This window comes from Anaeromyxobacter terrae (assembly GCF_022690685.1).
Taxonomy (GTDB): Bacteria; Myxococcota; Myxococcia; order Myxococcales; family Anaeromyxobacteraceae; genus Anaeromyxobacter; species Anaeromyxobacter terrae.
Genome location: NZ_JALCYY010000052.1, coordinates 1 through 16,061, shown reverse-complemented (window position 1 = coordinate 16,061; position 16,061 = coordinate 1). Strand labels below are relative to the sequence as shown.

13 protein-coding genes and 1 pseudogene are annotated in these 16,061 nt (G+C 74.0%); 9 read left to right on the top strand and 5 right to left on the bottom strand.

The features are described from left to right. The first annotated feature begins 733 nt into the window (after nt 1–733). Nucleotides 734–1,919: pseudogene (locus MNY62_RS19480) on the top strand (HNH endonuclease). A 183-nt stretch (nt 1,920–2,102) separates the two neighbouring features. Here the strand turns inward: MNY62_RS19480 and MNY62_RS19475 are convergent. Next, the gene (locus MNY62_RS19475) at nt 2,103–2,303 is read right to left on the bottom strand and encodes a hypothetical protein (protein ID WP_242346019.1); all 201 of its coding nucleotides are present in this window, start codon (nt 2,301–2,303) and stop codon (nt 2,103–2,105) included. Nucleotides 2,304–2,415: 112 nt separating this feature from the next. Continuing rightward, the gene (locus tag MNY62_RS19470; RefSeq protein WP_242346018.1) at nt 2,416–4,101 is read right to left on the bottom strand and encodes an MFS transporter; all 1,686 of its coding nucleotides are present in this window, start codon (nt 4,099–4,101) and stop codon (nt 2,416–2,418) included. Between the two features lie 240 nt (nt 4,102–4,341). Between MNY62_RS19470 and MNY62_RS19465 the strand changes: the two genes are divergently transcribed. From MNY62_RS19465 to MNY62_RS19455, 3 genes are read left to right on the top strand one after another with little or no spacing between them, the layout of a single operon-like run. Continuing rightward, nucleotides 4,342–4,599, top strand: coding sequence for a DUF4212 domain-containing protein (locus MNY62_RS19465; RefSeq protein ID WP_242346017.1), 258 nt, complete (start codon nt 4,342–4,344; stop codon nt 4,597–4,599). Between the two features lie 27 nt (nt 4,600–4,626). Next, on the top strand, nt 4,627–6,363 hold the full coding sequence (locus tag MNY62_RS19460) for a sodium:solute symporter family protein (protein WP_242346016.1): 1,737 nt from the start codon (nt 4,627–4,629) through the stop codon (nt 6,361–6,363). 11 nt (nt 6,364–6,374) lie between these two features. Beyond that, nucleotides 6,375–8,174: a DUF294 nucleotidyltransferase-like domain-containing protein gene (locus MNY62_RS19455; RefSeq protein WP_242346015.1), complete on the top strand. Its 1,800-nt coding sequence runs from the start codon at nt 6,375–6,377 to the stop codon at nt 8,172–8,174. A 15-nt stretch (nt 8,175–8,189) separates the two neighbouring features. Here the strand turns inward: MNY62_RS19455 and MNY62_RS19450 are convergent, their stop codons facing one another. Further along, on the bottom strand, nt 8,190–9,377 hold the full coding sequence (locus MNY62_RS19450) for an MFS transporter (RefSeq protein WP_242346014.1): 1,188 nt from the start codon (nt 9,375–9,377) through the stop codon (nt 8,190–8,192). 20 nt (nt 9,378–9,397) lie between these two features. Between MNY62_RS19450 and MNY62_RS19445 the strand changes: the two genes are divergently transcribed. Both MNY62_RS19445 and MNY62_RS19440 read left to right on the top strand, forming a co-directional pair. After that, complete coding sequence (locus MNY62_RS19445) at nt 9,398–9,844, top strand: GAF domain-containing protein (RefSeq protein ID WP_242346013.1); 447 nt, start codon at nt 9,398–9,400, stop codon at nt 9,842–9,844. 11 nt (nt 9,845–9,855) lie between these two features. Next, entirely contained in the window at nt 9,856–10,896 is a 1,041-nt protein-coding gene (locus MNY62_RS19440; RefSeq protein WP_242346012.1) for a nucleotidyltransferase family protein, read from the top strand. A 76-nt stretch (nt 10,897–10,972) separates the two neighbouring features. On the opposite strand, the gene MNY62_RS19435 is transcribed toward MNY62_RS19440, so the two are convergent. Both MNY62_RS19435 and MNY62_RS19430 read right to left on the bottom strand, forming a co-directional pair. Continuing rightward, entirely contained in the window at nt 10,973–11,743 is a 771-nt protein-coding gene (locus MNY62_RS19435; RefSeq protein ID WP_242346011.1) for a Stp1/IreP family PP2C-type Ser/Thr phosphatase, read from the bottom strand. Nucleotides 11,744–11,768: 25 nt separating this feature from the next. Then, a complete protein-coding gene (locus MNY62_RS19430) occupies nt 11,769–12,710 on the bottom strand; it encodes a diacylglycerol/lipid kinase family protein (protein ID WP_242346010.1) in 942 nt (313 codons plus the stop codon). Between MNY62_RS19430 and MNY62_RS19425 the strand changes: the two genes are divergently transcribed. From MNY62_RS19425 to MNY62_RS19415, 3 genes are all read left to right on the top strand, one after another. Continuing rightward, on the top strand, nt 12,709–13,197 hold the full coding sequence (locus MNY62_RS19425) for a tRNA (cytidine(34)-2'-O)-methyltransferase (RefSeq protein ID WP_242346009.1): 489 nt from the start codon (nt 12,709–12,711) through the stop codon (nt 13,195–13,197). The two genes, MNY62_RS19430 and MNY62_RS19425, sit on opposite strands and share 2 nt — an antisense overlap. Nucleotides 13,198–13,222: 25 nt before the next feature. Continuing rightward, entirely contained in the window at nt 13,223–14,893 is a 1,671-nt protein-coding gene (locus tag MNY62_RS19420) for a DUF4388 domain-containing protein (protein WP_242346008.1), read from the top strand. 103 nt (nt 14,894–14,996) lie between these two features. Then, nucleotides 14,997–16,061 (top strand): response regulator (locus MNY62_RS19415; protein ID WP_242346007.1); only part of this gene is annotated, 1,065 nt, incomplete at its 3' end.

Genomic DNA, 16,061 nt, shown 5'->3' with positions numbered 1-16,061 from the left:
GGGGGGGGGGGGGGGGGGCGGCGGGGCCCCCCGGCCCCCCCCCCCCCCCCCGCCGGGGCGCCATCGCGACAGCGGCGAAGCCGCCCGCGATGGCGCACGGGACCCGGCCGGCTGGGGCGTCATCTCGGATGCGCGCACGGGCGCGCGGAGCTTTGCTCGGCGGGGCGGGGGCGCAGCCCTGGATTCATCATCTCAGGGCCGACCGCCCGGAGGGCCGTACGCCGATGGACCAGCGTATGGATGCGCACATCGGGCTCGGGCATCGACGGGGTGGGATCGCGCTGCCTGGGCACGGTTCCGAGCGGCCCAGCCGGAGTGGCGGGTGCAGGCGAGCGGTTCTTCACCGAGCGCCTTGCCGCGGGCGCTCGCGCCCCCCACGCGCGGAGGCGAGCCCGGAAGCGGCGCATGAGCTTGCGTAGTTCACTGAACGTAACAACTATCGCCAGAGGTAGTGACGGACGTCTTACGCGCTTCATGGCGATGTGAACAATCCGTCCCAGTTGCGGTGCGTGAAGGAACGCCCTTGACTGCCCCTCGCCGAAGTTCCGCTTCGGGATTCGAGGCGGCGCGCCAGGGCCGCTCACGCGCGCGCAGCTGCGCTGCGCGCGCGCGTTCGACCGCGGTAGAGGGTTGCCGAGGGGAGGCCGAAGATGGCCGCGCTGGCGCGAGCCTGGAGCGCCTCCGGAGCTCCCGAAAACGCGTGTTACGAAGGGTGCATCCGGAGGTGCACTCCATGTCTTCGCTCGCCCCCGCTTCCCTCGACTCGGACGCCCTCGGCCATCGCCTGCACGAGCTCGCCGGAGAGGAACGAAACGTCCAGGTGGACTTCCTCCTCCACCTCGATGAGTTCGACCGCCGGCGCGCCTTCGTCGAGGCGGGGCATGCCTCGCTCTGGGCCTATTGCCTGAAGGTCCTCCACCTCCGGGAGGGGGCCGCCGGCCGGCGCCTCCAGGCCATGCGCGTGCTGCGCCGGTTCCCGAGCCTCGAGGCGCCGCTGCGCGATGGGCGCGTGTGCCTCTCCACCGTGGGGCTCCTCGGCCAGGTGCTCACCGACGAGAACGCGGACGATCTCGTCGCGCGCGCCGCGTACCGGACCCGCGCCGAGGTCGAGCATCTCGTCGTCTCCATCCAGGCCCGCACCGCGCCGCGAGCGGGGATCCGCAAGCTCCCGGAGCGCGAGCCCGCCCAGGCGAGCGCGGCGCTGCCGCTCACGGCGCCGGAAGCCGGCGGGGAGCGCGCCGAGCCGCCGGACGGAGCACCCGCAGCGCCCATGCCCGACGCGAGCCCGACAGACGCCGCGTCCCCGACAACCCGCGAAGTCCGGAACGAGAGGCCGCGCCGGTCGGAGACCGTGGCGCTCACCGAGAGCCACTGGTCGCTCCGCGTCACCCTCGACCGCGCCTGCAAGGAGGACCTCGAGACGCTCCGGTGTCTTCTCTCGCACAAGATCCCGGACGGCGACCTGACGGCGGTGCTCCGCGAGGCGATCCGCTGCGCCCATCGAGAAGCACGGCAAGCGCAAGGGCGCGGTCGCGCCGGAGCGAAAGACGCAGCGCCCGGAGCCGACGGCGGCGAGGTCCCCGGAGGCGACCTCCACGATCCCAGCGATAGTGCGCCGCGCGGTGTGGAAGCGCGACGGCGGGCGCTGCGCCTGGGTCGGTCCGGACGGGTGCCGCTGCAACAGTCGCTGGAAGCTCGAGCTCGACCACATCCGCCCCGTGGCGCTCGGAGGGCCCTCGACGATCGACAATCTACGGCTCGTCTGCCGAGCTCATAACCTGCTTCACGCCGAGAGGACATTCGGACGCGAGCACATGGAGCGCTTCCGCCGCGACCGGGGCGCCGGACCGACGCCGCAGGAACGCGCTGGCGGGGCGCCTCCGCGTCCCATCGTGCAGCTGGGGATGTGGGCGCCGTGAGCCTTGACGGTCGGCACGACTGCGCCCCCACCCCGCGCGCCGACGGCGCCTCGCGGCCGGGCCGCGCGTGCTCACCCCCGTCGATGCCCCAACCGCACCGCGCGCGGAGCCGCTCGTCGAATGGCAACCGCGTGCACGGTCGGCGGCCTCAGGATGTGATGAAGATGAGGGCGCAGCCCCCGTCTATCTCGACACGAACTTCGAGACGAGCCAGACGACGACGCCGAGGCCGACGATCGCGCCGATCATCAGGGCGAAGGTCGAGCCGGAGATCTGCATCTGACCCACGGCCTCCGTGCCGGTGGCCTCCATGGCACGGCCGAGGGTGGCGAAGCCGAGGGTGGCGGCGGCGGCCGCGGTGCGAAGCTGGGACGCTGTCTTCAAGGAACCTCCAGACGTACGACGCCGCGCACGCGGGCGCGCGCGGCGAGAGAGAAGGGGAGGGGAGAGAGGGGACGCCCCCGCGCCGCGGCGCGGCGCGGGGGCGCGAGGGACATCAGGTGTGGTGGATGTCGCGGTCCTTCGTCTCCGGCATGAAGAGCGAGCCGATGATCGCGGTCGCGATGGCCGCGATGATCGGGTACCAGAGGCCGTAGTAGATGTCGCCCGTCGCGGCGACCATGGCGAACGCGATCGTCGGCAGGAAGCCGCCGAACCAGCCGTTGCCGATGTGGTACGGCAGCGACATCGAGGTGTAGCGGATGCGCGCCGGGAAGAGCTCGACGAGCCAGGCGGCGATCGGCGCGTACACCATCGTCACGTAGAGCGCGAGGAGGAAGAGCAGGAACACGACCATCGGCGTGTTCACCTTGCTCATGTCGGCCTTCGCCGGATAGCCGGCCGTCTTCACCGCGTCGGCGAGCTGCTTGTCGAACGTCGCCGCCTGGGCCTTGAACTCGGCGGGAGGCAGGGTCCGCCCGTCGAAGCTCTTGATCTCCGTCCCGCCGATCTTGACCGACGCCGGCGTGCCCGGGGCGGCATTCTCGTTACGGTAGGGGATGTACTTCTTGGCGAGCCAGCTCTTCGCGATGTCGCAGGACGTGTTGAACTTGGCCTTGCCGATCGGGTCGAACTGGAAGCTGCAGTCGCCGGGGTCGGAGACGACCGTGATCGGGTTCGCGTTCGCGGCCTCGAAGATGGCGGGGTTCGCCGCCTTGGTGAGGCCCTTGAAGATCGGGAAGTAGGTCAGGGCAGCGATGACGCAGCCCGCCATGATGATCCACTTGCGGCCGACCTTGTCGGAGAGCGCGCCGAAGACGATGAAGAACGGGGTGGCGAGGATGAGGGCGCCGGCGACCATGAGGTTCGCCGCCATCGCCTCGACCTTCAGCGTCTGGGTGAGGAAGAACAGCTCGTAGAACATGCCCGTGTACCAGACCACCGCCTGGCCCACGACGCCGCCGAACAGCACGAGCAGCACGATCTTGAGGTTGTTCCAGCGGAAGAAGGACTCGGTGATGGGTGCCTTGGAGCCCTTGCCCTCCGCCTTCATCCGCTTGAACACCGGCGACTCCTGGAGCTGGAGCCGGATGTACACGGAGATGGCGAGCAGCAGGGCCGACAGGATGAACGGGATGCGCCAGCCCCACTCCTCGAACTTGGGGCCCAGCGCCATGCGGGTGCCGAGGATCACGAGCAGCGACAGGAACAGGCCGACCGTGGCGGTGGTCTGGATCCAGCTCGTGAACAGGCCGCGCTTGCCCTTCGGGGCGTGCTCCGCCACGTAGGTCGCCGCGCCGCCGTACTCGCCGCCGAGCGCGAGGCCCTGGAAGAGGCGCAGGCCGATGAGGATGACCGGCGCCGCCATCCCGATCGTCGCGTAGGACGGCAGGAGGCCCACGATCGTGGTCGAGAGGCCCATGATCAGGATCGTGATGAGGAAGGTGTACTTGCGGCCGATGAGGTCGCCGAGGCGCCCGAACACGATGGCGCCGAACGGGCGGACGGCGAAGCCGGCCGCGAAGGCGAGGAGGGCGAAGATGAAGGCGCTCGTCTCGTTGAGCGCGCCGAAGAACTGCTTGGAGATGATCGCCGCGAGCGAGCCGTAAAGATAGAAGTCGTACCACTCGAAGACGGTGCCGAGCGACGACGCGAAGATGACTCTCTTCTCTTCGCGGGTGATGCCGACAGCCTTGGGTGCTTCGCTCGGCGGCTGTGGGGCGGTGACCGGTGCGATCGCCATGGGTACTCCTCTACGCGCGGTTAAGAATGGTGAATGCCGGGCAGCGTGTTCAGGCGTACCACACGCAGATCGTGCATGGCAATGGGCAACGCATGTATTGCGCGCAAGAAATGGACTGAAGCGCACAACCCGCGTCGGGCTGCCTCTGTCGAGTAATTCAGCGCAGTTGGACCCGCGTGGGCTCGCAATCGTTGCGCGCTGCGTCGTAGGATGGAACCTAAACGCGGGGGTATTTCGCGAATGACGCAAGACAAGCGCGAGGACTACTGGAGGGCGAACCTGCGCTCAATCGCCGGGGTGCTCACGATCTGGGCCGCGGCGTCCTTCGGCGCGGGGATCCTCTTCGCCGATCGGCTCGACGCGCTGAGGCTGTTCGGGTTCCCGCTCGGCTTCTGGTTCGCGACGCAGGGCGCGATGCTCGTATTCGTGGCGCTCGTGTTCGTCTACGTTGGGTGGATGAACGCGCTCGACCGGCGGTTCGGCGTGTACGAGGAGTAGTGATCCCGCCGACGCTGGGAGGATGGGATGGGCCCGATCGGCTGGACGTGGGTGCTCGTCGCCGCCTCGTTCGGCCTCTACGCGGGCATCGCCCTCTACACGCGGGCGCGCTCGCTCGCCGACTACTACGTCGCCGATCGCGCCGTCCACCCGGTCGTGAGCGGGATGGCCACCGGCGCGGACTGGATGTCCGCCGCGTCGTTCATGTCGATGGCGGGCATCCTCGCCTTCACGGGTCGTGACGGCGCCGCTTACCTGATGGGCTGGACGGGCGGGTACGTCCTGCTCGCGGTGCTGCTCGCGCCGTACCTGCGCAAGTACGGCAAGTACACGGTCCCGCAGTTCGTGGGCGACCGCTACTACTCGCGCTCCGCGCGCGCGGTCGCGACGGTCTGCGCGCTCGTCGTGTCGTTCACCTACGTGGCCGCGCAGGTGCGCGGCGTCGGCATCGTGCTCGCGCGCTTCCTCGAGCTCCCCATCGGCGGCGGCGTCGCGCTCGCGATCGCGATCGTGTTCTTCTACGCGGTGCTCGGCGGGATGAAGGGCATCACCTACGTCCAGGTGGCGCAGTACCTCGTGCTCATCGTCGCCTTCCTCGTCCCGGCGGTGCTCGTGTCGCAGCTCCTCACCGGGAACCCGGTCCCGGCGCTGGGGCTGGGCGGCCGCCTCACGGAGGGCGGCGCGGCGCTCCTCGGCGTCGCGCCGGGGCGCCACCTGCTCGACGCGCTCGACGCGATCGGCTCCGACCTCGGCCTCGGCCGGTTCACGGCGGGTTCCCGGCCGCGCCTCGACGTGCTCGCGACCACGGCGGCGCTCATGATCGGCACCGCCGGACTGCCGCACATCATCATCCGCTTCTTCACCGTCCCGAAGATCCGCGACGCGCGCGCGTCGGCGGGCTGGGCGCTCCTCTTCATCGCCGTCCTCTACACGGCCGCGCCCGCGGTGGCCGCCTTCGGTCGCGGCCTCCTCGTCGCGACCGTCGAGGGCGTCCCGCACGCGGAGGCGCCGAGCTGGTTCCGCGCCTGGGAGCGCACCGGGCTCGTCGCCTGGACGGACCGCAACGGCGACGGCGTCATGCAGCTCTCGGGGGATCCGTCCCGGAACGAGGTGCGGGTCGACGGCGACGTGATCGTGCTCGCGCACCCGGAGATGGCGCGGCTCCCGGCCTGGGTGGTCGGCCTCGTCGCCGCCGGCGCGCTGGCGGCGGGCCTCTCCACCGCAGCCGGGCTGCTGCTCGTGATCGCGGCGGGGTTCTCGCACGACCTCGTCCGCGGCGTCGTCGCGCCGCGCCTCTCGGATCGCGCCGAGCTCGGCTGGGCGCGCGGGGCCGCCGCCGCGGCCGCGCTCGGGGCGGGGTACTTCGCGCTCAGGCCGCCGGGCTCGGTCGCGGAGGTGGTCGCGATCGCCTTCGGCCTCGCCGCGTCATCCTTCTTCCCGGTCCTCGTGCTCGGGATCTTCTGGCGCCGCGCCACGCGCGAGGGCGCCATCGCCGGCATGGTGGCGGGGCTCCTCGTGACCTCCGCCTACGTCGTCTGGTTCCGGCACCTGCACCCGGAGCTGAACGGGCCCGAGCACTGGTGGCTCGGGATCTCTCCGGAGGGGATCGGCGCGCTCGGGACGCTCGTCAACGCGGCGGTGCTCACGGCGGTCTCGCTCGCGACGCCGGCGCCACCGCGCGAGGTCCAGGAGCTCGTCGCCTCCCTGCGCTACCCCCGCGAGCCCGCGCCGGCCCGCGCGGCCGCGTCGTCCCGGGCGCGCTGACGAGGCCCCGCGTGCCGGTCGATCCCGCCGCCTTCCTCCGCGCGACCCCGCCGTTCGACGGGCTGCCGGCGCCGCTCCTCGCCGGCGCGGCCGCCGCGCTCGACGAGGTCTCCCGGCCCGCCGGCGCACGCCTCGTCCGCGCCGGCGGGGTGCCCCTCGAGCACCTCTGGATCATCCGCGCCGGGGGGGTGCGGCTCGAGCGCGACGGGCGGACGATCCAGGTCCTCGAGGAGGGCGAGGTGTTCGGGTACACCTCGCTCCTCACCGGCACGGCGCCGCTCGACGTCGTGGTCGAGGAGGACCTCGTCGCCTACCGGCTGCCCGCGGCGGAGTTCCGGCGACTGCTCTCGGACGCCCGCTTCGCGGGTCACTTCGCTACGGGCCTGGGCGAGCGGCTCCGGCGCAGCCTCGAGCTCGCGCCCGCGCACGAGGGACCCCCGGAGCTCGCCCAGCCGGTCGAGCAGCTCGTGTCCGGCCCCGCCGCGTGGGTGAGCGAGGACGCCACCGTGGGCGACGCCGCGCGGGTGATGCGCGCGCGCGGGATCTCCTCGGTGCTCGTGCGCGGGACCCCGCCCGGCATCGTGACCGACCGCGACTTCCGAGGCCGGGTCCTCGCGGAGGGGCTCGGGCCGGAGGCCCCCGTCGCGGGCGTGGCCACCCGCCCGCTGCGCGAGATCGCCGCCGGCACGCCCGTTCACGCAGCGTGGACGGCGCTCCTCGACGCCGGCGTCCACCACCTGCCGATCGTGCGCGACGGCGAGGTCATCGGGGTGGTCACCTCTACGGACCTCCTGCGCTGCGCGGCGCCCGGTCCCATGGCGGTCCTCCGCCGCGTCGAGGCGCTCGCCTCGCGCGCCGCCCTGCCTGGCTACGCCGCGATGGTCGCGCGGATGGCCGCGTCGCTCCAGGCGGGGGGGCTCGACGCGCTCGCCATCGCCGCGCTCGTCGCGCGGCTCAACGACGCGCTCGTGCGCCGCATCCTCGCCTGGGGCGAGCAGGATCTCGGGCCGGCGCCGGCTCCGTACGCCTGGCTCGCGCTCGGGTCGGAGGGACGGCGGGAGCAGACGCTCCTCACCGACCAGGACAACGCGATCGTCTACGCCGACGCGGGCGCCGAGGAGCGGGCCTGGTTCGTGAACCTCGCGGAGCGCGCCAACGCGGACCTCGAGGCGGCCGGGTTCCCGCGCTGCCGGGGCGACGTGATGGCGCGCAGCTGGCACGGCACGCTCTCGGAGTGGCGCGCGCGCGTGGCGGGCTGGCTCGACGCGCCCGCCCCCCGCGCGCTGCTCGACGCGGCGACCTTCGCGGATCACCGCCCGGTGGCGGGCACGCTCGACGTGGCGCCGCTCGAGGAGGCCGTCCTCGCGGCCGTCGATCGGCCGCCGTTCCTGCGCTTCCTCGCGCGCGCGGCGCTGGAGTTCCACCCACCCGCCGCGCTCATGCTCCGCCTCCGCGCGGCCGCGGCCATCGACCTCAAGAAGGCCGGCATCGCGCCGGTGGTCTTCCTCGCCCGCGCCTACGGGCTCGAGGCGCGGGCGCCGGCCCGCGCGACGGTGGACCGGCTCGACGCGGCGGTGCGGGCGGGGCTCCTCGACGAGCGCGTCGGCGTCACCGCGGCGGAGGCGTTCCGCTTCCTGCTCGGGCTGCGCCTGCGCCAGCAGCTCCGCGCCGCGGCGGAGGGCCGCGAGCCCGAGGACGCGCTCCCCCTCGCGGCGCTGTCGGCGGTGGAGCGCAGCCGCGTGAAGGACGCGTTCCGGGCGGTGCGCGCGCTGCAGGACGCGGGCGAGCACCACTTCCACGCGCGGTTTTGAGGGGGGTTCGCGCCCTCAGGCGGGCCGGGCCGGCCCCGGCGCCGCCGCGGCGGCCCGCCGGCCGAGGAAGAGGAGCGCGAACACCAGCGCCGCGATCTCGACCACCGCCGCCCAGGCGAAGAGCGGCGCCGCCGAGCGGTAGCGGTCGTAGCCGGCGCCCGCGAGCTGGTAGCCGAGGGTGTTCCCGACGCCGAACACGATGGCGCTGAAGAGCGCCTGGCCGGTGGCGCGGAGCCGGGGCGGCACGAGGTTCGCCATCGCGTCCATCGCCGTCCCCCAGAAGAGCCCGAAGGTGAGCCCGTGCAGGAGCTGGAGCGCGACGATCGCGCCCGCCGACTCCGCGCGCGAGACGAGCGCCCAGCGGACGGCGCTGCCGAGGAACGCCACCGCGAGCAGGCGCCGGAGCGAGTGGCGGCGCTCGAGCCGCGGGAAGACGAGCAGCGCCGCCATCTCGGCGACGACGCCCGCGGCCATGCCGAGCCCCGTCACGTCCGAGGGGAGGCCGCGGTCGCGCACGAGCACGCCGAAGAGGAGGTGGTACGGCGCGCAGGCCGCCCAGTGGAGCGCGCAGGCGGCGAGGAAGAGCAGGAGCCGGCGGTCCCTGACGAGCTGCGCGAGGTCCGCGAGGCCGGGGCGCGTGCCGGGGTGGGGCGGCGCCGCCGGGATGGTGCGCGCGACGAGGGCGTAGGCGGCGACGCAGCAGGCGATGGTCGCCGGCACGAGCACGTCGCCGGGGAGGTCGCCGCGCGCCGCGAGCGCGTGCCCGGCGCCGACCGCGAGGGCGACGAACCCGAGCGATCCGAAGAGGCGCAGCCCGGCGTAGGAGGTCCCGGGTCGCGCGAGCGTCCACTCGAGCGAGACGGAGTCGACGAGCGGCACCACCGCGCGCTCGCCGAGCGCCTGCACGAGGAGCACCGCGCCGACCGCGAGCGGCGAGCGCACGAACGGGAGCAGGGCGGCGGCGGAGACGGCGATGAGCGCGGCGCGGCGCAGGGCGCGCGCGGGCGATCCGCGCCGATCGGCCCAGCTCGCCCACGAGAGCGCCACCGCGGGCGCGGCGAGGGAGGGGAGCATCTGGACGGTCCCGATCTGCTCGCCGGTGTAGCCGAGGCCGCGCAGGTAGGCCGCGAAGTACGGCAGGTTCGTGCCCACCGTGCCGTAGTAGAGGAAGTAGAAGAGGCGAAGGCGCGCCGCGGGGACCATCTGTTATCTTCGGCTTTACCATGGACTCCGAACGCGCTGGCGCCCTCGAGGCCATCCGGGTCGCCGCACGCCGTCCGTACCGCGAGGCGCTGAGCGAGGCCGCGGCGATCCTGCAGCGCCTCCCCCGCTACACCGGCGTGTACCTCTACGTCCTGCGCGGCGACGTGCTCGAGCTCGACGCGTTCGCCGGGCGCGACACGCCGCACGTCAGGATCCCGGTGGGCCAGGGGCTCTGCGGCCTCTCCGCGCGCACGAAGGACGTCGTGCTCGTGGACGACGTCGCCGCCGATCCGCGCTACCTCGCCTGCAACCTCGAGACGCGCTCCGAGCTCGTCTTCCCCATCCTCCGCGGCGATCGCTACCTCGCCCAGATCGACGTGGACTCGGATCACCCGGGCGCCTTCGGCCGCGAGGACCGGGCGTTCCTCGCCGAGGTCGCCGCGCTCCTCGCGCCCGTCTTCCCCTGAGGTACGAGCGCATGGGCGACGTCGTCGGGATGGTGCTCTGCGCCGGACTGGGTACGCGGCTCCGGCCCCTCACCGCGCGGGTGGCGAAGCCGGCGGTGCCGGTCTGCGGCGTGCCGCTCGTGCGCTGGTCGCTCGCGCTCCTCGCCGGCGCCGGGGTGCGGCGCGCCGTGGTGAACGTGCACCACCTGCCGGAGCGCATGGCGGCGGCCGCGGAGGACGCGGCGCGCGCGCTCGGCCTCGCGCTCTCCGTCTCTCGCGAGCCGGTCATCGCCGGGACGGGTGGCGCGCTGCGCGAGGCGCGGCCGCACCTCGAGGGTGCGGAGGCGATCCTGCTCGTCAACGGCGACGTGCTCTTCGACGTGGACCTCGCGGGCGCGCTCGCCGATCACCGCGCGTCGGGCGCGCTCGCCACGATGGTGCTCCTCCCCATGCCCGCCGGGGCGAGCTACGCGGCGGTGGAGACCGACGGGGAGGGGGCGGTCCGCCGCATCGCCGGGGCGTTCGGGCCGGGCGGGGCGGGGCTCTCGCCCTGGCACTTCTCGGGCGTGCACGTCCTCTCGCCCGGGCTCGTCGACCGCGTCCCCGCGGCGCCGTTCGAGTGCGACATCAACCGGCACGTGTACCCGCCGCTCATGGCGTCGGGCGCGGTGCGCGGCCGGGTGGTCGCGGGGTACTGGAACGACCTCGGCACTCCGGCGCGCTACCTGGAGGCGACCGGCGACGTGCTCGCCGGGCGCGTCCCCCTCGCGCGCTTCCCGGGCGCGGATCCCTTCGCGGCGACCCGCGAGATCGCGCCGGGCGTGCGCGCGGCGGCGTCGGCGCGGCTCTCCCCGCGCGCGCGGCTCGCGGGGCCGGCGCTCGTCTGCGCGGGCGCCGAGATCGGCGCAGGGGCGGAGGTCGGGCCGGGCGCGGTGGTCGGCGCGGGCGCGACGGTCCCCGCGGGCGCGGCGGTCCGCGAGGCGATCGTCTGGGAGGGGACGGAGCTCGCCCCGGGCGAGCGGCTCGAGCGCGCGATCGCGGCGGGGCAGGACCGGGTGCGGGCGGAAGGATAGAGCTGCGGGACCGTTCGTCGCGGCCGGCGTCGTGCCATCAGCCCGCCCGAGCTCGGCCGGGATCCTGCGCCGGGCTCTATCGGCTCGCCGCCACCAGCACGCAGGTGATGTTGTCGACCCCGCCCGCCTGATTCGCGGCGTCGACCAGCGTCTGCGCGGCGCGCTTCAGGTCGCCGTGGCTCGCGCGGATGATGTCGCCGATGTGCGGGTCGGGGACCATCCCGGAGAGCCCGTCGCAGCAGAGCAGCACGACGTCGCCGTCGCGCAGCTCCTCGCGGACGAGATCGACCTCGACCGCGGGCTTCATCCCGAGCGCGCGCACGATGACGTTCTTGTGCGGGAAGGTCTCCGCCTCCGCCGGCGTGAGCTTGCGCTGGCGCAGGTAGTCGTTGAGGAGCGAGTGGTCCTCGGTGAGCTGGCGCACCTGGCCGCCGCGGTACAGGTAGGCGCGGCTGTCGCCGACGTGCCCGACGAGGAGCGTCTCGCCGCCCTTCGGGAAGCTCGCCGCGACGAGCGTCGTGCCCATCCCGTGGAGCTTCGCGTCCGTCTGGGCGCGCTCGTGGATCCGGACGTTCGCGAGCTTCACCCCGGTGAGGAGCCGGTTCTCGTCCTGGCTGCGCGCAGGGTCGAGCCTGAACGGCCAGGTCGCCTCGTCGTCGCGCCCGGTCAGCCGGAAGAACTCGGCCATCTCCTCGACCGCGAGCCGCGCCGCGACCTCGCCGGACGCGTGCCCCCCCATCCCGTCGGCGACGCAGTAGAGCTGCTCCTCCGGGAGGAGCAGGTAGGCGTCCTCGTTGTGGGCCCGCTTCCGTCCGACGTCCGTGATGCCCGCGTGGCTGAGCCGCATGGTGGGAGGTCTCCGGCGCAGGGTATCACGGCACGACGATCGCGATCCCGGGTCCCGTGGCCACCCGCACCCGGGCCTGCGCGGCGTAGAGGTCGCCGTCCACCGTGAAGCGGATCCCGTCGCCCTCGGCGACGAGCTCTCGCGCGACCTCGTCCTGCGCCAGCGCGCGGCGCCAGGGTGCGCCGCGGCGGATGCGCGGCAGCGAGAGCGCGAGCGGGAGCAGCCCGGCGGTCAGGCCGATCGCGTGAAAGGAGCCGGGCTGCTCGGCGCAGCGCGCGAAGGCCTTGAACCCGAACCCGATGTCGGGCGTCGTGCCGGCGACGAGCGCGAGGTACTCCACGTCGGGCCACTCGTCGCCGTCGGTGACGACCCGCAGCCGCTGGCGCTGCACGAGCGCCTCGGCGAACGGGCCCCCTGCGATCGCCGAGCCGATGGCGCGCACCACCAGGGCGGCGGCGGTCGCGGGCGAGGTGCGTCCCGTGGCGTAGTACGCCTCGAGGAAGGCCACCACCGCGCCCGTGCCGAAGATGAACCCGTACATGGGCGGCCCGTCGTCGGCGGAGATCGCGAGGAGGTCGCGCTCGACCGTGCGCAGCGGGTGCCCCGCGCGGCGCCGGACCAGGACCTCCCGCAGGATCCGCTCCGGCCGCCCGCGGATGTGGTGTCCGTGGGCGACGGTGTTCATCGAGCCGCCGCGCAGGGGGAGCAGCCGCGGGAGCGGCGCCGCGCCGTAGGCGCGCGCGAAGGCGGTGAGCACCACGTGCGCCGTGCCGTCGCCCCCGTTCACGCCGAGGACGTCGATCTCCGCCGCGCGGAAGCGCGCGACGGCGCGAGCCAGCTCGGCAGGAGTGGAGGCGTCGATCACCTCCCCGTCGTCCCCGAGGAGCGCGCGGAGCCGGCCGGCGATGCGTGGGTCGCTCCGGTTGCGCCGCGACCGCGGGTTGTTCACGATCCCGATGCCGCCCATGCCGACCCTGCCCTCCGTCGACCCGCCCTTCCAGATCGTCCTCGTGGCGCCGCAGATCCCCCCGAACACCGGCAACGTCGCGCGGACCTGCGCCGTGACGGGCGCCGCGCTCCACCTCGTCGGGCCGCTCGGGTTCTCCCTCGACGAGAAGCAGCTCCGCCGGGCCGGGCTCGACTACTGGCCGGAGGTCGCCCCTGCGATCTACCAGGACTGGAGCGACTTTGAGGCCCGGACGCTCCGCGGTCAAATCGAAAAGCTGCACCTCTTCACGGCCCGCGCGGAGCGGAGCCTGTTCGAGGCGCGCTTCGCTCCGGGTGACTTCCTCGTCCTCGGCCAGGAGCAGCTCGGGCTCCCGCCGGCGCTGCTCGCCGCCTGGCCCGAGCGCCAGGTGGGGATCCCGATGCGCGAGGGCATGCGCAGCCTGAACCTCGCCGTCGCGGCGGGCGTGGCGCTGTACGCGGCGCTGGCGTCGGTTCGCGGAGCGTGACCGGCGGGTGTAAGATGCCCCGCCCATGAGCTTGCTCGACGCGCCCGGCGATCTGTCGCGGACGCCGCTCGCCGCCGTGCTGGTCGAGGCGCGCGCGCGCCGCGCGAGCGGCGTGCTCGAGGTCGCGCACGGCGGGGGCACCTCGCGCCTGTGGTTCCACGACGGCGCGCCGGTGGGCGCCCAGGTGTTCGTCGGGTTCCGGCCGCTCGGCCACATGCTCCTCGCCGCGGGCGTCCTCGACATCGACGCGCTCTCGCTGAGCCTCGTGCGCATGGCCGAGACGCGCCGACCGCACGGCGAGATCCTGGTCGAGATGGGCGCGGCCTCGCGGGAGCAGGTCGAGCGCGCGCTCGAGGAGCAGCAGGCGGGCTACGTCGCCCAGCTCGCGGCGCTGCCGGCCGGCCCGTTCGCCTTCGAGGCGAGCGCCGCGGTGCCGGAGTGGACGCGCGCGGGCCTCCTCTCGCCGCTGCGCGTCCTCGCCGACGCGCTCGCCGCGCCGCAGGCGGCGGATCTCGTGGGCGTCACGCTGCGTGCGGCGGAGGCGGGCGCCGTGAAGCTCGCGGAGGGTTACGCCGACGCCGAGCCGGAGCTGGCGCGCGGGCTCGACGCGGCCGAGCGCAGGCTCCTCGCGCGACTCGCCGCGCCGCTGCCGCTCGACGCGTACCTCGCCGCGTCCGAGGTGCCGCCGGAGCGGGCCCTCGCGCTCCTCGCGGCGCTGCTCCTCCTCGACCTGGCCGCCCCGGCGAATCCGGGAGAGCGGGCCGTGCCGACGCTCGTGCTCGAGTCGCCGCTCGCGGAGGGCGCGGGCCCCGGGCCTCGCCGGCCGGCGACCGGAGCGCCGGCCCCCGGCGACCACCGGAGCGATCCCGCCGAGGCACGAGCGCGGCGCCAGCGCCTCCTCCAGCGGGGAATGCGGAACCTGGGCGTGGGTCCGTTCGGCGGGCGTACGGAGGGAGCCGCCCCGACGCGATCCGTCCCTTCGCCGGGCGCTCCCCCTCGCGGCGCCTCGGGATCGCAGCCCGCAGGAAGCGACGGCGCCCTGCGCGAGGCGCTCCTCGCGGCCGCGCCGCGCGCGAGGGAGAAGGATCTCTTCGCGCGGCTCGGGCTCCCGGACGGCGCGGGGAGGGACGAGGTGAAGCGCGCCTTCCTCGGCCTCGCGCGACGGTTCCATCCCGACCGGTTCGCGAGCCCGTCGATGGCGGACCTCGCCGACACGGTCCGCGAGCTCTTCTCCGCGGTGAACGAGGCGTACGAGGTGCTCTCCGACGCGAAGAAGCGCGCCGAGTACCTCGCCCGGCGCGCCGGCGCCGCGTCGGTGCGCACCGACGCCGCGCACGCCGACTTCGAGAAGGGCGAGGCGTGCCTGCGCACGCGCGACCTCCCGCGGGCCCGCGCGTTCTACGAGGCAGCGGTCCGCTCCGACCCGCGGGCGGAGTACCTGGCGGCCCTCGCCTTCACCTTCCTCTCGGACCCGCGCGGCCGCGATCGCGAGCGGGCTCGCGCGCTGCTCGCCGAGGCGACGAAGGACGAGGCCTGCGACCGCGCCCTCTACGTCGCCGGGATCCTGGCGCGCGACGAGGGCGACGACGCGACCGCCGAGCGGCTCCTCCGCGCCGCGATCCGCGCGAACCCGCGCCACGTGGACGCGGTGCGCGAGCTGCGCGCGCTCGGGTCCCGCCGGAGCGACCCGCGCTGACGCGGCGGGCCGCCCGTTCGGGCGGTCGTCGCCTTGACTGACGCGCGGATCCCGGGCGAGATCACCCGCGGCGGCGCAGCGCGCGGCGCGGAAAGGCGACACCTTGGCGAAGCAGCACCTGCTCCTCGTCGACGGCGATCCCAAGTCACTGCGCGTGATGGAGGTCTCGCTCAAGAAGGCGGGCTTCTCCGTCACGACCGCCGTGAACGGCCGCGACGCGCTCGAGAAGTGCGCCATCTCCTCGCCGGACCTCATCCTCTCCGACACCAAGATGCCCGAGATGGACGGGTTCGAGCTGTGCCGCCGGCTGAAGGAGGACGAGCGTCACCGCGCGACGCCGTTCATCTTCCTGACCGGTCAGAAGTCGGTCGAGTTCAAGGTGAAGGGCCTCGAGCTGGGCGTCGAGGACTACCTGACGAAGCCCATCTACATCAAGGAGATCGTCACCCGGGTGAAGATCCTCCTCGAGAAGCGCGAGAAGGAGCGCCTCGAGAAGAAGGACCTCAAGGCGAGCTTCGCGGGGAACCTCTCCGACATGGGCGTCGTGGACCTCGTCCAGACGCTCGAGATGGGGAAGAAGTCGGGCGCGCTGCACGTGCGGAGCAAGCGGGGCGCGCTCGCCATCTGCTACTTCCGCGACGGCCGCATCGTCGACTGCGAGCTCGGCGGGAAGCTCTCCGGCGAGAACGCCTTCTACCGGCTCCTCAACTGGCAGGACGGGGACTTCGCGATCGAGTTCAAGCCGATCGATCGCGAGGAGCGCATCCCGGTGTCGACCCAGGGCCTCCTCATGGAGGGCATGCGTCGCATCGACGAGTGGGGGCGGATCGTCGAGCAGCTCCCGGCCCTCGACAAGGTGTTCGAGATCGACGACGCGCTCCTCGGCGAGCGGCTCGCGGAGATCCCGGACGACGTGAACGCGCTGCTCCGGCTCTTCGACGGGAGGCGCACGCTCGAGCAGGTGGTGGAGGAGGCCGACTACGACGACCTCGCCGCGGCGGGCGTCATCTCCAAGCTCTTCTTCGAGGGGATCCTCCGCGAGGTCCCGGCCCCGCCGGCCACGCCCGAGGCCGAGCCGGCCGCCCGCGCGCCGCTCGTCGCCCCCGAGCGCGCGCCGACCCCCGCGCCCGGCGCCCTCCGCGCCGCCGAGCCCGCTCCTGCCGCCCCG

Coding starts and splice junctions, on each gene's coding strand:
- MNY62_RS19465 (WP_242346017.1), top strand. CDS start 4,342: ATGACGCAAGACAAGCGCGAGGACTACTGGAGGGCGAACCTGCGCTCA.
- MNY62_RS19460 (WP_242346016.1), top strand. CDS start 4,627: ATGGGCCCGATCGGCTGGACGTGGGTGCTCGTCGCCGCCTCGTTCGGC.
- MNY62_RS19430 (WP_242346010.1), bottom strand. CDS start 12,710: ATGGGCGGCATCGGGATCGTGAACAACCCGCGGTCGCGGCGCAACCGG.
- MNY62_RS19435 (WP_242346011.1), bottom strand. CDS start 11,743: ATGCGGCTCAGCCACGCGGGCATCACGGACGTCGGACGGAAGCGGGCC.
- MNY62_RS19440 (WP_242346012.1), top strand. CDS start 9,856: ATGGGCGACGTCGTCGGGATGGTGCTCTGCGCCGGACTGGGTACGCGG.
- MNY62_RS19420 (WP_242346008.1), top strand. CDS start 13,223: ATGAGCTTGCTCGACGCGCCCGGCGATCTGTCGCGGACGCCGCTCGCC.
- MNY62_RS19450 (WP_242346014.1), bottom strand. CDS start 9,377: ATGGTCCCCGCGGCGCGCCTTCGCCTCTTCTACTTCCTCTACTACGGC.
- MNY62_RS19445 (WP_242346013.1), top strand. CDS start 9,398: ATGGACTCCGAACGCGCTGGCGCCCTCGAGGCCATCCGGGTCGCCGCA.
- MNY62_RS19470 (WP_242346018.1), bottom strand. CDS start 4,101: ATGGCGATCGCACCGGTCACCGCCCCACAGCCGCCGAGCGAAGCACCC.
- MNY62_RS19425 (WP_242346009.1), top strand. CDS start 12,709: ATGCCGACCCTGCCCTCCGTCGACCCGCCCTTCCAGATCGTCCTCGTG.